Consider the following 14,360-nt stretch of genomic DNA (forward strand, 5'->3'; position numbering starts at 1 on the left):
GCTCACATCGAAGCCGTGAAGTCGCTTATCATGAGCGAGGTGAACGTAAAGGAGATTAAGTTTGTGGACGGTGCTGCAGGTGTGCTGGTGAAGAAGGTGAAGTGTGATTTCAAGAAACTCGGTCCCAAGTTCGGCAAGCAGATGAAGGCAGTAGCTGCCTATGTGGCTGCCATGTCGCAGGAGGAAATAGCTGCTCTTGAACAGAACGGTGCCTATACTTTCCGTTTGGATGACGGTTCCGAGGCGGTCATTGAGACTTCCGATGTCGAAATCTTCAGCGAGGATATTCCCGGCTGGTTGGTGGCTAATGAGGGCCGTCTGACTGTTGCCCTGGAGGTAACCGTTACTGAGGAATTGCGTCGCGAGGGTATTGCCCGCGAACTGGTCAACCGTATCCAGAACATCCGCAAGTCCAGTGGGTTTGAGATAACGGATAAAATAAAGATTACATTATCAAAAAATCCGCAAACAGATGATGCGGTAAATGAATATAAAGATTATATTTGCAATCAAGTTTTGGGAGTATCACTGACACTTGCCGACGAGGTAGACAATGGTACAGAACTCAGTTTCGATGAATTCTCCTTGTACGTAAGTGTAGTGAAGGAATCATATTAATACTAACTGATTAAACACGTTAAGTTATGGCAGAAAAGACGAGATATTCGGACGCCGAATTGGAAGAATTCCGTGCAATTATAATGGAGAAGCTGGAGCTTGCCCAGCGGGATTACGATATGCTGAAAGCAAGTCTGACGGGTGCCGATGGTAACAATACGGATGATACGTCTCCTACGTATAAAGTTCTTGAAGAAGGGGCTAATACCTTGTCTAAGGAAGAGACTACCCGTCTGGCACAGCGCCAGTTGAAGTTCATTCAGGGACTGCAGGCTGCGCTGGTGCGTATTGAGAACAAAACCTACGGTATTTGCCGTGAAACGGGCAAACTCATACCCGCCGAACGCCTGCGTGCTGTTCCTCATGCCACTTTGAGCATCGAAGCCAAAAACAGCGGTAAGAAGTAAGCAACCGGCCGGGAGCATGAATATAGCGGTTAGTGGTGAGCGGTGAGTGGTTAGCTTTTGCTGACCGTTGCCTGTTCGCCACTAACCGTTGTTTATGCCTGCCACTGTCCCTCTTACTTATACTGACCGCTAACCACTAATCACTAACCACTATTTATCTGATGAACAAATATCTTACGAAAGGACAGATTGCCTTGTCTGTCATATTCTCTGTACTGGTGATAGACCAGATTATCAAGATTTGGATTAAGACACACATGTACTGGCATGAGAGCATCCGTGTCACAGACTGGTTTTACATCTTCTTCACCGAAAACAACGGAATGGCCTTTGGTATGGAGATTTTCGGAAAGCTGTTTCTTACTCTCTTCCGTCTTGTGGCTGTGTCGGTGATAGGCTGGTTCCTCTACAAGTTTGTGAAGCACGGCATGAAGACGGGGTTCATCGTCTGCGTTTCCCTCATCCTGACGGGTGCCTTGGGCAACATCATCGACAGCGTGTTCTATGGCGTTCTCTTCAGTGAGAGCACTGCCTCCAGTGTGGCTACTTTCCTGCCCGAGGGTGGTGGATATGCTCCTTGGTTCTATGGCAAGGTGGTGGATATGTTCTATTTTCCCATTATCGATACCTATTGGCCTTCGTGGATGCCATTTGTGGGTGGAGAACACTTTATCTTCTTTAGCCCCATCTTTAACTTTGCCGATGCGGCTATCAGTTGTGGCATTATCGCCCTGCTGTTGTTTTATAGCAAGTATCTTAATGACTCTTATCACGCAGTGAGGAAATCATGAAAGGAACGAAGTCTATGCGCCGTTGCTGCGTTCTGTTGTTGATGCTGGTCAGTCTGGTTTCCTGCCAGGTGAAAAGGCCCGACACAGTTCTCTCCGATGCCAAAATGGCCGATGTGCTCTACGATTATCATATAGCCAAAGCGTTGGGTGAGGAGTTGCCCTATAACGAATCTTATAAGAAGGTGCTCTACATTGAGTCCGTCTTTAGGAAACACGGAGTTACTCAGGCTGAGTTTGACTCATCTATGGTTTGGTTTTCGCGCAACCCTGAAGCTCTCACCAAGGTCTATTCATCCGTGAACGAACGTCTCAAATCCAGTCGAGACGGCATTAATCGCCTGGTCGCTTTGCGGGAGAATAAAGTAGAAGTTTCTCAACCTGGCGATAGTGTGGATGTGTGGGCATGGAGGCGTTCTTATAGACTGAGCGGTATGCCTTTGGATAACAAGTTAACCTTCGTCCTATCTACTGACAGCAATTTCCAGAACCGTGATACTCTGTGCTGGAATGTAGATTTTAGTTTCGATGCCACTACAGATACGGCTTGTTTGCCTTTGATGGCTCTGCAGTTGGTGTGCGACAGAGATCGAGTCTCTACCGTCATGCGCCGTGTGCTTGCTTCGGGTACTGAGACCCTGACTTTGGCTGATACAGTGGGGCATCTTCATGAAGTGCGTGGATTTATTTATTTCCCGCAGGAAGAGCCGAATGGCATTTTGCGGCTTGGGCGTATTTCGCTGATGCGTTATCATGCCACCGACAGCATACCTACCGACAGTGTGACTGCATCTGCTGACTCTCTGAAAGAATCTGTCCAGAAATTCGATTCCGTGGCACAGGAGGAAATAGCCGTTCCTTCTTCTTCTTTGGAGGAAAAGCCTGTCCGTTCCGCCCGTCCGCAGCGGCCACGTCCTGTGATGAATAACGCCAAGGAAGTGAAAAAGCCTGTTTCCAGCCCAGAACCGATGAAACGTCGGACTCTTCCATTGCATAGTAAGGAGGAACGTCCATGAAGCATCGTCGATATGCTGCTCATTATCTGCGTTTGCCCGACTCACACTTTCTTCGACAGCATGTCGTGGAAGTGGAGAACGGTTGCGTAGTCCGTATGTTTCCGCTTAATGAGGAGATTGAAGACGTAGAGTGGTTACCCGGTCTGATTGCTTTAGAGACTAGCAATGAGGACGGTGTCCCTATCCCTTACTATTATTATCCCTTTGATTTTACTTTGATGCAGCCTGTCGCCGGAACTCAGCGCAGACAATTGCCGTAGCAACCGCAACGTTGAGCGATTCGGAAGTTGTGCGGCCAGCCGGATAGTTGGGTATCAGCAGGCGACGGTTCACCAGTTGTTCTACTTCGTGACTCACACCGTTTCCTTCGTTACCCATTATAATCAGCCCCCGTTCCGTCTCCAGCTTTTCTGCGTAGAGATTATCGCCGTTTAAGAAGGTGCCGTATACTGGTATTTCTTCGTTCAGTCCGCTTATCAGGGCAGGCAGGGACGTGTAGTGCAAATGAACGCGTGCCAAGGCCCCCATGCTGGCTTGCACAGTCTTGGGGCCGAAGGCATCTGCCGTTCCCGGCGAACAAAAGATATGTTCTATGCCAAACCAGTCTGCCACACGAATGATGGTGCCTAAGTTGCCCGGGTCTTGCACATCATCCAGAGCCAGGCAGAGTGAGTTCCTGATGACGGATGCATCTGTCTGTTCCTGCGGTTGTACAAAGATGCCCAATACCTGCTGTGGTGTCTTCAGCAGGCTGGCACGTGCCAGTTCCTCTTCCGTTACTTCTACTACTTCAGTTGCCTGCACTATAGTCTGCCCCTTCAGCCATTGGTGCGTGGCTGCCAGCAAACGGCACTCCAGGCGACCTAACAGTTCTTCTACCAGTTTGGGGCCTTCGGCCAAAAAAACTCCTTCCGCTTTGCGGTATTTTTTTTGTTCAAGTGAGTGGATGTATTTGATTCGGTTTTTGCTCAGCATGTGGATAGCGGTTAGTGGTTAGCTGGGTTCTCAGTAGTGAATCCGAGCACAAAAATACAAGAATATTTTCAATCGGCGTTGGATATCTCCATTTATGTCTGTCGATGCAGGACTTCAAAGTGAGAGAGAGGTGCTTAGAGAAGGCTGTCTTAAAATAGGCCGGGGGATTCTTCTTGTGGCTACGGGGTAGGTGGTTTATGACTTGAAATCGTTCAACCCGCTTTGATATGTTATAAATAGCTTGTTTTAATAAGCCGGATACTTGGCTTTTTGACAAAATCAATCTATGCTACATGTTTGTCCTTCCCTGTGGTGCCACCTAATGTTGCTTTTGATGTGCAGACGGGCTCTTCACGATACGCGGTTTCAAGTTATGCCGCTATCCATGAGCTAAAAGATGAGGAAACAGTGCGGGACTGCTTACCTTTATCTTTTTCACATGATAGAGGCGCAGCATTTGTTTTCTTTCGGTTCGTCTTTTCCCGTTTGGACACACTTGTCTGTCGTGTAATATTATGTCGCTAAATGCTTGCAAAAAGTCAGCATGTAGCGGATTTTACTTACACTGGATTCTTTTGAACAGAGCGAAATGGAAGATGGAATGCGCCTTGTGGATTGCTCTGAGAGCCTGCATTGCTTGCTTCGTCTGTCCACCATGCTTGCTTTGTCCGTCTACCATGCTTGCTTCGTCCGTCCACAACGCTTGTTTTGTCTGGTCAGATTGCTTGTCGGAAGCGCACAAAATGTGTGTGTGGAGCACCCAAAAGCCTTGTTTGGACCTCCCGAAAGGGAAAGTCGACTTCTCAATTGTGGCTTTTGGCAGTCCGGAAGACGATATTTTCGCGTAAGAAAGCTGCATTTTACTCTCTTTCAAATGTAAGTATTTTGCTATTTCTCATTCATACAGTTGATTACGTGTTTTTGCTTCCGTTTTTTCTTGCAAGCCAGCCTGGAGGGCTAAATAATGGATTCTCGTCCATTAGGAAAGTCAGAATGTCAAAATGTAAAGGTTGGGTGAATGTGTACTGTCGGCACAAAGATGCTTTTTTGATTCAAGCTTCGGTGAGTGTGAATTGTGAATCGGCGAAGTCTGACCTGCATATAATCTGTCTTCGTGTTAATCGGTGTCTGGAAGATAAAAGGATTACTGGACGGACAGATGCTGCCGGGGAACGTTTGGGGAAATGGGACGAACGTGTCGTAAGAAAAGAAAGTCCGGACGAAATCGCTTCGGCCGGACTCGTTTCAATAAACTTGGCAGAGTTTATTGCCTTTTACTTTCTCTGAATCAGACTCGATTGAATGATAAGGACATGGACAGATTGTCCCGATTCTCTTAGACTCAACGCTTTTTCCTCGAAAGCAATGACAAATTATGTGCATGGCAGGTCTTCTGACTTGTTTCCGTTATAGGCGCCTTCCCGGAAGTTTATTCCAGTGGCATGGGGTCAGTTGTCTATAACCTTATGTTGAAACTTACAGCAGCGGGACTGTTCAGGACTCTCACCTGATTCCCTTTTAATTGCTTTCCCGCGGGGGATTGCAAACCAATGCAGAGCAAAGGTAAGAAAAAATTGGAAAACGGCAAGGGGGATGTCTGCCAAATTGGTGTGTGTGGCGAATGATTTTTAAGGACAATACTTGTGCCGTATAAAATGCGGGGGAGGTCTTCAGGTATTGCAAATGGCAATTTGAAAGAAAGGAACGTGAAATCAGAAATGATTGGGGACAAAAGCTCTTTATTTGCCTGTGTCGTCCCGCATGATTTGTGTCTAAAAGAAAAAACGCATTTGATTTATCTCCCCTCATTCCGTATTAACGGGCTGAGGGGAGGGGGACTTGATTGTTTGGATATATGCTGATGAGCTCAAGTATCGGGCGTCAATGCTTTCCGGGTCGTCAATCGAGAGTGGGGCTTTTATTTTTCTTTGGCCAAAGTGAACACGAACTCCAATCCGCCTCCTGCATTGTTTTTGGCAGAAATGGTTCCCCCATGTATCAGAACGGCGTTCTTTACGATGGCTAACCCGAGCCCTGTTCCACCCAGTTTGCGCGATCTTCCTTTATCCACCCTGTAGAAACGCTCGAAGAGTCGGTTCAGATGTTCGGGTGCTACTCCTACGCCCGTATCGGCAAAGCTGAAGTAATAAAAGTTTTCGTCTTCACGGAAGCAATTGATGTGGATGCGTATGTGTGTGCCGGCATAGGCGATGGCATTGTCCATCAGGTTGCGGAAGATGGAGTACAGGAGTGAGTAGTTTCCTCTTAGCTGTATTTTGGGCTGTAATGAATTGACTACGGTTATCTGTTTTTCTTCCAGTTCCAGCGATACCTCGTTCACGATATTGGCTACCAGCAGGCTGATGTCTACTTTCTCCATGTCAATCATGCTGGCGGCTTCATCCATGCGTGTCAGTACCGAAATGTCACGCAGCAGGCGGCTCAGCCGGTTGCTCTGTGCATAACAGCGTTCCAAAAAGACCAGCATCTTTTCTCGCGGTATGTTTTCGTTGTTTACAATTGTTTCCAGATAGCCCTGGATGCTGCTCACGGGTGTCTTTAATTCGTGGGCTATGTTTTGTGTCAGCTGCCTTTTCAGCCGAATTTGTTCCTCTTCCTGCGTAACGTCGTTGATGGAAATTTCGAAACTGAGGTCCTGGAAGATATTGCATTCTACGATGAAGGTTCGTCCGTTTTTGTTGATGTGGATGGAAATCCTTTTTTCTCCTGTCGCATTTCCGGGCTTCTTTTGTGCTTTGTCTACGAAGTCGGTTATCATTTGGAATTCGTTCACTCCGAAAATGTCTTCGGTGGTCTGTAGGTTAGAGTCTGAAATCAGGTTACTGTATTGCGTGAACAGATTGTTGACCAGAATTTCCTTTTTGTCGCGAGTGAAAACTCCCAAGCCTTCGCGCGAGGTCTGCAGGTGTGTTATCAGTTTTTCCCTTTCGATGTAGAGGGCCTCTTTGGTTTCACGCAGACGGCGGTATATCTGGATGATGTGTTGTGAAATTTCGCCCAATTCGTTGTGGGGGAATGCTGCCTGTATGTCCATTTCTATTGGCTCATTCTTGTCGGCACGTTTGGCAAATTCTCGCAAGTGCGTGATGGCGGTACCCAGTTTGGAAGTGAACTTGTAGAAAACAAATATCAGCAGTAGCGTGACAATGATGGTGAACCACAGGTAGTGAGGGTCGGCTGCCAGATTGTTGACCAGATTGACGTCATAGGGCAGAGCCGACCGGATGATATAGTTCTTGTATAGAGTGGCTGAATAGAAATAGGGAAGACCGGTTGTCTCTGATGTGCGACGCAAGTCGAATCCATGCTTTTCCTTTAACGCTTTCTGTATCTCGGGGCGCCCGATGTGATTGCCTGGTTCGTGGCTATTGTTCTTAAAACTGTCGTATATCACTTTACCCTGAAGGTCTATTACCGTGACTCTCAAGTCCTTGTTCACATAGCTGGCAATATAGTTGTCCAATACCTTTGAGTGCAGGCTGTCCGGTATGTTGCGCAGTTCCAATGCCAGCCGTTCGTTATAGTCTTGGAGCTGTAGGTTCAACAGTTCCACTTTGTATTCCTTTTCCCGCTGATATTGGTAAGCCAGGAAGCACATGGCGAACACTAAAAACAATGAAATGACCGAAAGGAACAGCTTCCGGCTGAAAGATAGAAAATGTCTCTTTCCTTTTTTATTCGGCTTCAAAGCAGTATCCATATCCTAATCTGGTTACAATACATTTTCCATAAGGGCCTATCTTCTTGCGCAGGCGGGTGATGTTTACATCAATGGTACGGTCCAGAACATACACCTCGTCACTCCATACGTGCCCCAAGATATCTTCGCGCGAAAACACTCTCCCCGTGTTTTGCAGTAACAATAGCAGTATTTCGAATTCTTTTTTGGTTAAGGATACCTCTTCTCCATCAATGCACACTTTTTTCTTTCCAATGTCCAGAACCAGGCTTTTGTAGGTCAGTTGTTCCGGTTCCTGTTCGGCATCGGGCTGCTGTGTCCGTCTCAGTACGGCCTTCACCCGAGCGGCTACTTCACGTAGTGAGAATGGCTTTGATATATAGTCGTCTGCTCCCAGATTGAAGCCGGTTACCGTATCATTCTCTGTGTCTTTGGCTGTGATAAAGATAATGGGAACCTGTGCTGTCCTTTTGTCTTTCTTCAGCATACTGGCCATCTTGAATCCTGATATTTCACCCATCATTACGTCCAGCAACAACAAGTTATAGCTGCCTATGTCCATTCTCAGCGCTTCTTCTGCCGAGTTGGCTGTATCCACTTCATATCCTTCGTTCTCCAAGTTGAACTTCAAGATTTCGCATAAATCTTCCTCATCGTCTACCACTAAAATCCTGTAACTGTTCATTGCATTCCTATTTTAAGCATGTGATGGGAGGTTTCGGCCCTCTCCGCTCACAAAGTTAGACTTTATTTTTTATCCTTGGCAAAAGTGGGGCTATTTTGTTACGATGGGATGAAACAAGTATTACAATGTGGTTACAATCTGTGATTGCCTGCTTTGAAAGCATTTGATTTTGATGGGTCGTTTTACAACCAATTATCAAATAAAATGTTATTTTTGCTGGGGCTTTGCCCTGTTAAAAGAACATGATATTAATTGATAAAGAACAAACAGAAATGAACGCATTCCCTTTAATAAATATAGAGAAAGAATCGCGCCGTAAATGGAGGATTCCGTTGGTAGTTGTGGTGTTGGCAGTGGTAGTGGCCGGTTCCCTATGGCTGAACAATTCTCCTTTCCGGTCCGGATTTGAGATTACCGATGAATTGGGAGGCAACATTTTTCCTTCCAGTATTCTGTCGGTAGCCACGACCGATGCGCAGGTGATTGTGCCTGCCGACTCCATGTATGTGGGCAATCCGAAATCATGTATCGCTGTCAGAGTACGTTCCGGAAAGGCCTATAGCCGAGTGAGGATTGAAGTGGCCGAGACTCCTTTTTTTGCACGTTCCGTGTCCGAATTCGTACTGGAAAAACCACGGACAGAGTACACTATTTATCCAGACATTATCTGGAATTACGAGGCTCTGAAGAATATCAACCAGGCGGAGCCTGTGAGTGTGGCTGTTACGGTGGAGCTGAACGGGAAGAGTTTGGGGCAGCGGGTACGTACTTTCTCGGTTCGCAGCATCAACGAGTGCCTGCTGGGCTATGTGACCAATGGTACCAAGTTCCACGACACCGGCATTTTCTTTGCGGCTTATGTCAATGAGGAAAATCCCATGATTGACCAATTGTTGCGCGAGGCACTGGACACCCGCATTGTGACCCGTTTTCTGGGCTATCAGGCAGGCGGCCCCGAGGCAGTGGACAAGCAGGTGTATGCCTTGTGGAATGTGTTGCAGAAGCGGAACTTCCGTTACAGTTCGGTGTCCAATACCAGTCTGTCCAGCAATGTGGTCTTTTCCCAGCGGGTCCGTACTTTCGATGACGCCTTGAATTCGTCTCAAATCAATTGCGTGGACGGCAGTGTGCTGTTTGCCTCTCTGCTGCGTGCCATCAATATTGACCCGATACTGGTGCGCACACCGGGGCACATGTTCGTGGGTTATTACACCGGCTCCGACCACAAGGAAATGAACTTCTTGGAGACAACCATGATAGGCGATGTGGATTTGGAAGAGTTTTTCCCTGATGAGAAGCCGGATTCCACCGTGGTTGGAAAGACGCAGAACCAGATGTCCCGCCTTACATTCGACAAGTCAAAGGAGTATGCCAACAAAAAGTACAAGCAGAACGAAGAAGGTATCCACTCCGGCAAGCTGAACTATATGTTTCTGGAAATATCGAAAGACGTAAGACGGAACATACAGCCCATCGGCAAATGAGCCTTGCTTTTTGTGCCGGCCGCTTGCATATCAGCGTCGGGAATGCTACCTTTGCGGAGCTAAGTCAGAATCAACGATATGGAATCATACAAAAAATTCATTTCACCCGGAGCCTGGTTTTCCATGGAGTATCCGGCCGCATGGAGCGAGTCGGAAGACTGTGAGGGCTCGTTTCTTTTTTATAATCCTGATGAATGGACGGGAAACTTCCGCATCTCGGCTTATCGGGGTGAGGCAGATTACGGCCGGAAAAGTGTCCGTCAGGAGTTGCAGGCGAATCCTGCAGCGGTAGCGGTGAAAGTAGGATCACTTTCCTGTGCGTACAGTTATGAACCGTTGGAACAGGAGGGTGAGCATTATACGGCCCATATTTGGATTGTTGCACTGGATGATTTGGCATTCGAGTGCTCGTTTACCGTACATGAGGGCGCACCCATAGCCGATGCGGAAAAAGTGATTGCCTCACTGCAAGCTCGCAAGCCCGGAGTGAAATATCCGGCGGAATTGATTACCGTCCGTTTGTCTGAGATTTACCAGATTAACGAAGCCTATGAATGGATGGAGAAGACGGTGAAGGAACTGCTGAAGAAAGACTTCCAGGGTCAGGAAGAGGATGTGGCTAACATGCAGGAAATCATAGACCGGGGGGTGATAGGTCAGAAAAAGAGAGACCTGTGGCTGGCCGTGGGTATCGTGCTCTGTGTGATTGCCGCCAACGAGATGGACGGATTGGAATGGCATACGCTGATTGACGGCAATCGTGAAGCACCTGTCCTGTTGAATACTGCTACCGGCCGCTGGACCGACCCCATGAAACTGGCGTGGAGTAAGGTAAAGGCAGGCGGAAAGGTGAATCTGGCGGAGGCGTATCAGGAGAATTTCTGATTTCAGAAGTGTTTTTCTCTTAACTTTTAATTCTTCATTTTTCATTGAAATGTCCCCTATACTGCAAGTAGAAAATCTAACGAAGTCCTTTGGCGACTTGGTCTTGTTTGAAGATATATCTTTTGGTTTGGCCGAGGGTCAGCGTGTCGGTCTCATTGCCAAGAACGGTAGTGGTAAATCCACCTTACTCAGTATCCTTTCTGGTAAAGAGGGCTACGATGCTGGCAAAATATCTTTTCGCCGCGACCTCCGGGTGAGTTTCCTGGAGCAGGATCCGCGTTATCCTGAGGAACTGACCGTAATAGAGGCGTGTTTCCATCACGGCAACAGCACGGTGGAACTTATCAAAGAGTACGAGCGCTGTATGGAGACGGAAGGGCATCCCGGGCTGGACGATTTGTTGCTGCGCATGGACCACGAGAAAGCATGGGACTATGAACAGAAGGCCAAGCAAATCCTGTCCCAACTGAAGATACGCGACTTCGACAAGCCGGTGAAACACCTTTCGGGCGGTCAACTGAAACGGGTTGCACTGGCCAATGCGCTCATTACCGAGCCGGAACTTCTCATTTTGGACGAGCCCACCAACCACCTCGACCTCGACATGACCGAGTGGCTGGAGGAATACCTGAGGCGCACGAACCTGACTCTGCTGATGGTGACTCATGACCGTTACTTCCTTGACAGGGTATGTTCCGAAATCATCGAGATAGACAACCGCACGATTTACTCCTATAAAGGAAACTACAGCTACTACCTGGAGAAGCGGCAGGAACGGATTGATGCCAAGACGGTAGAAATAGAACGTGCCAACAACCTGTACCGTACCGAACTGGAGTGGATGCGCCGTATGCCGCAGGCGCGCGGACACAAGGCACGCTATCGCGAAGATGCCTTCTACGAATTGGAGAAGGTTGCGAAGCAGCGTTTCCACGATGCCAATGTGAAACTGGATGTCAAGGCTTCCTACATAGGCAACAAGATATTCGAGGCCGACCACTTGTGCAAAGCTTTTGGTGACCTGAAAATATTGGACGATTTTTCCTATATCTTCGCCCGTTACGAGAAGATGGGCATCGTGGGCAACAACGGTACCGGAAAATCGACTTTTATCAAGATACTGATGGGACTGGTGAAGCCTGACAGTGGTACACTGGACATTGGCGAAACTGTGCGCTTCGGTTACTATTCGCAGGACGGACTTCAGTTTGACGAACAGATGAAGGTAATCGACGTAGTCCGCGACATTGCCGAGGTCATCGAACTGGGCAATGGCAAGCGGCTTACCGCTTCGCAATTCCTGCAGCACTTTCTTTTTACTCCCGAAACCCAGCACAGCTACGTCTACAAGCTAAGTGGAGGAGAACGTCGGCGGCTTTACCTCTGTACGGTGCTGATGCGTAATCCGAACTTCCTGGTGCTCGACGAGCCGACGAACGATCTCGACATCGTTACCCTGCAAGTGCTCGAAGAATATCTGCAAAGCTTCAAGGGGTGCGTTATCGTCGTGAGCCACGACCGTTACTTTATGGATAAGGTGGTAGACCACCTGCTTGTGTTCAACGGTGGGGGCGACATCCGCGACTTCCCCGGTAACTATACCCAGTATAGGGAATGGAAGGAGGCAAAGGCACGTCACGACAAGGAGCAGCAGGCTGCTGCCAAGCCACAACAGACGGATAAACCTCAGCGGATACGGAACAATGAGAAACGCCGGATGAGCTTCAAGGAACGTCGTGAGTTCGAGCAGCTGGAACAAGAGATAGCCACCTTGGAAGCAGAAAAGAAAAGCATAGAAGAGGCGTTGTGCAGCGGAGCGTTGTCGGTGGAAGAGCTGACTGAGAAATCGAAACGCTTGCCGCAGCTGACGGAGTTGATTGACGAGAAGACGATGCGATGGCTGGAGTTGAGTGAGATAGAATAAAAGCCTCACCCCGGCCCCTCTCCCAAGGAGAGGGGAGGGGAAGAGTTACCTTTTCTGAATGAATAATTAAAGATAATCAGATAGATATGCAACCAACAACCGATATTTCATCTCATCTACTTCCCCCTCTCTTTGGGAGAGGGGGGCAGGGGGGTGAGGCTAACTATCACAGCCATTCCCTCTACTGCGACGGCCGTGCCGGCATGGAAGACTTTGTGCGTTTTGCTCTGAGCCGTGGTTTTACTTCTTATGGTTTCTCGTCCCATGCTCCTCTTCCGTTTTCTACTGCCTGGACGATGGAGTGGGATCGCATGGAGGATTATCTGGACGAATTCCAGCGGTTGAAACAGAAGTATGCCGGACAGATTGAACTGTATATCGGGCTTGAGATAGATTATCTGAACGAGGAAAGCAATCCGGCTGCCGAATGTTTCCGGCGTCTGCCGTTGGATTATCGCATCGGGTCGGTTCACCTGTTATACGATGAAACGGGTAAGGTGGTCGATGCCGATCTGCCTGCCGGAAAGTTCCGGCAGATGGTTGACGAGCATTTTCACGGTGATGTGGAGCAGGTGGTGCGTCAGTACTACAAACGCTCGTGGCGGATGGTGGAGCTGGGTGGGTTCGACATTGTAGGTCATGCTGACAAGGTGCATTACAATGCTTCCTGTTGTCGTCCCGGCATTATGGACGAACCTTGGTATGAACGGTTGGTCTGCGACTACTTTGCCGAGATTGCACGTCGGGGGTATCAGATGGAAATCAATACGAAGGCATACAGTGAGCTGGGCGTCTTCTATCCGGATGAGCGTTATTTTCCTTTACTCCGCGAGCTGGGTATCCGCATCCAGGTAAACAGCGATGCCCACTATCCCGAGCGCATCAGCAACGGCATGTCCGAAGCCTATGAGGCTTTACGGAATGCCGGGTTTACGTCTGTGATGCAATTGCGTGCGGGACAGTGGGCAGAGGTGCCGTTGAGATAGCCGGTCTGTCGGCTTATTCCTTTTTCAGCAGAAAGTCATCAATGGCTTTCTTGTAGGTTGCCTTGTCGGCGGCTCCACTGAATAGTTGAGGCTTTTCATTCATAGGAATGAGTACAAAGAGGGGGATGCTGGTGGCATTGAACAAGGCAGCCAGTTCCTTCTCCTTATCTACATTCACTTTATAGATGGTGATCTGGCCTGCATATTCCTTGGCCAGTTCTTTCATGATGGGGGCTACCTTTCGGCAGGGACCACACCAGTCGGCATAAAGGTCGATGATGGCGGGTTTGTCGCCTTTGTATTTCCATTCTTGGGCGTTCTGATAGTCGAATACTTTGTCGATGAACATGGCTTTGTCCATCATAACGACCTCTTGGGCGTAACCCAGAAGTGTGGTGGCTGCGAGAGCCAGGGTGAGGAGGAGTTTCTTCATATCTTTGTTAGTTATGAGCTACGAGCTACAAGCTACGAGTAATGAGCTATAAGTGGTGAATTATACCCTCATAATACACTTGTCACTCGTAGTTCGTAGCTTTCCATTATACATATTGTTCAATCAGGCTGACCAGTTCATTGCTTTGTACCACACCGGACTGCCGCCAGACCTGTTGACCGCCTTTGAAGAGCATCAGGGTGGGCACGGCTTGTATGCGGTATTGCATGGCTAATGCCTGTTGTTCGTCTACATCTATTTTAACGATGCGTGCTTTGTCGCCCACACGGCCTTTAACGTTTTCCAATATGGGGTGCATCATTTTACAGGGGCCGCACCATGTGGCATAGAAGTCCACCAGCACAGGCTTTTCCGATTGTATCAGTTCTTCAAATCTTTCCATAATCATTTTTTGTTATTTGTCAGTTGTTGGTGTTTTGATGAATAACAAACTATCGG

Annotated in this window: 14 protein-coding genes and 1 riboswitch; of the genes, 9 read left to right on the forward strand and 5 right to left on the reverse strand. The window is 48.2% G+C overall.

Annotated elements, in window-relative coordinates; all coding sequences use genetic code 11:
• The 5 genes from Q1Y74_RS07445 to Q1Y74_RS07465 all read left to right on the forward strand — a co-directional run.
• A partial coding sequence (locus Q1Y74_RS07445; RefSeq protein WP_300813456.1) for a DUF5915 domain-containing protein occupies positions 1–618 on the forward strand: 618 nt, incomplete at its 5' end.
• 26 nt (positions 619–644) lie between these two features.
• The gene (locus Q1Y74_RS07450) at positions 645–1,025 is read left to right on the forward strand and encodes a TraR/DksA C4-type zinc finger protein (RefSeq protein WP_300813458.1); all 381 of its coding nucleotides are present in this window, start codon (positions 645–647) and stop codon (positions 1,023–1,025) included.
• Between the two features lie 161 nt (positions 1,026–1,186).
• Positions 1,187–1,816: a lipoprotein signal peptidase gene (locus Q1Y74_RS07455; RefSeq protein ID WP_300813460.1), complete on the forward strand. Its 630-nt coding sequence runs from the start codon at positions 1,187–1,189 to the stop codon at positions 1,814–1,816.
• Positions 1,813–2,829 (forward strand): DUF4296 domain-containing protein, encoded by a 1,017-nt coding sequence (locus Q1Y74_RS07460; protein WP_300813462.1) that lies wholly within the window; start codon positions 1,813–1,815, stop codon positions 2,827–2,829. The genes Q1Y74_RS07455 and Q1Y74_RS07460 overlap by 4 nt, the downstream gene beginning before the upstream one ends.
• Positions 2,826–3,089 carry a hypothetical protein gene (locus Q1Y74_RS07465; protein ID WP_300813464.1) on the forward strand — a complete coding sequence of 88 codons (264 nt, stop codon included), beginning with the start codon at positions 2,826–2,828 and terminating at the stop codon, positions 3,087–3,089. Before Q1Y74_RS07460 ends, Q1Y74_RS07465 begins: the two co-directional genes overlap by 4 nt.
• Here the strand turns inward: Q1Y74_RS07465 and Q1Y74_RS07470 are convergent.
• The 3 genes from Q1Y74_RS07470 to Q1Y74_RS07480 form a co-directional block, all read right to left on the reverse strand.
• Positions 3,040–3,804 carry an RNA methyltransferase gene (locus Q1Y74_RS07470; protein ID WP_300813467.1) on the reverse strand — a complete coding sequence of 255 codons (765 nt, stop codon included), beginning with the start codon at positions 3,802–3,804 and terminating at the stop codon, positions 3,040–3,042. The two genes, Q1Y74_RS07465 and Q1Y74_RS07470, sit on opposite strands and share 50 nt — an antisense overlap.
• A 1,365-nt stretch (positions 3,805–5,169) precedes the next feature.
• Positions 5,170–5,371: riboswitch (cobalamin riboswitch) on the reverse strand.
• Positions 5,372–5,722: 351 nt separating this feature from the next.
• Positions 5,723–7,525 (reverse strand): ATP-binding protein, encoded by a 1,803-nt coding sequence (locus Q1Y74_RS07475; RefSeq protein WP_300813469.1) that lies wholly within the window; start codon positions 7,523–7,525, stop codon positions 5,723–5,725.
• Positions 7,500–8,189, reverse strand: coding sequence for a response regulator transcription factor (locus Q1Y74_RS07480; protein ID WP_300813471.1), 690 nt, complete (start codon positions 8,187–8,189; stop codon positions 7,500–7,502). The genes Q1Y74_RS07475 and Q1Y74_RS07480 overlap by 26 nt, the downstream gene beginning before the upstream one ends.
• A gap of 272 nt (positions 8,190–8,461) precedes the next feature.
• On the opposite strand from Q1Y74_RS07480, the gene Q1Y74_RS07485 reads away from it, so the two are divergent.
• The 4 genes from Q1Y74_RS07485 to Q1Y74_RS07500 all read left to right on the forward strand — a co-directional run bounded on the left by Q1Y74_RS07485 (position 8,462) and on the right by Q1Y74_RS07500 (position 13,468).
• Positions 8,462–9,673 carry a hypothetical protein gene (locus Q1Y74_RS07485; protein ID WP_300813530.1) on the forward strand — a complete coding sequence of 404 codons (1,212 nt, stop codon included), beginning with the start codon at positions 8,462–8,464 and terminating at the stop codon, positions 9,671–9,673.
• A 78-nt stretch (positions 9,674–9,751) separates the two neighbouring features.
• Positions 9,752–10,558: a DUF3805 domain-containing protein gene (locus Q1Y74_RS07490; RefSeq protein WP_300813473.1), complete on the forward strand. Its 807-nt coding sequence runs from the start codon at positions 9,752–9,754 to the stop codon at positions 10,556–10,558.
• Positions 10,559–10,607: 49 nt separating this feature from the next.
• Positions 10,608–12,482, forward strand: a complete 1,875-nt coding sequence (locus Q1Y74_RS07495) for an ABC-F family ATP-binding cassette domain-containing protein (protein WP_300813476.1) — start codon at positions 10,608–10,610, stop codon at positions 12,480–12,482.
• Positions 12,483–12,586: 104 nt separating this feature from the next.
• Positions 12,587–13,468, forward strand: coding sequence for a histidinol-phosphatase (locus tag Q1Y74_RS07500; protein WP_300813532.1), 882 nt, complete (start codon positions 12,587–12,589; stop codon positions 13,466–13,468).
• 13 nt (positions 13,469–13,481) lie between these two features.
• Here the strand turns inward: Q1Y74_RS07500 and Q1Y74_RS07505 are convergent, their stop codons facing one another.
• Positions 13,482–13,901, reverse strand: coding sequence for a thioredoxin domain-containing protein (locus Q1Y74_RS07505; protein ID WP_300813478.1), 420 nt, complete (start codon positions 13,899–13,901; stop codon positions 13,482–13,484).
• A gap of 106 nt (positions 13,902–14,007) precedes the next feature.
• Positions 14,008–14,304, reverse strand: a complete 297-nt coding sequence (gene trxA, locus Q1Y74_RS07510) for a thioredoxin (RefSeq protein WP_300813480.1) — start codon at positions 14,302–14,304, stop codon at positions 14,008–14,010.
• Between the last annotated feature and the right edge of the window lie 56 nt (positions 14,305–14,360).

The organism is uncultured Bacteroides sp., from assembly GCF_949298305.1.
Lineage (GTDB): Bacteria > Bacteroidota > Bacteroidia > Bacteroidales > Bacteroidaceae > Bacteroides.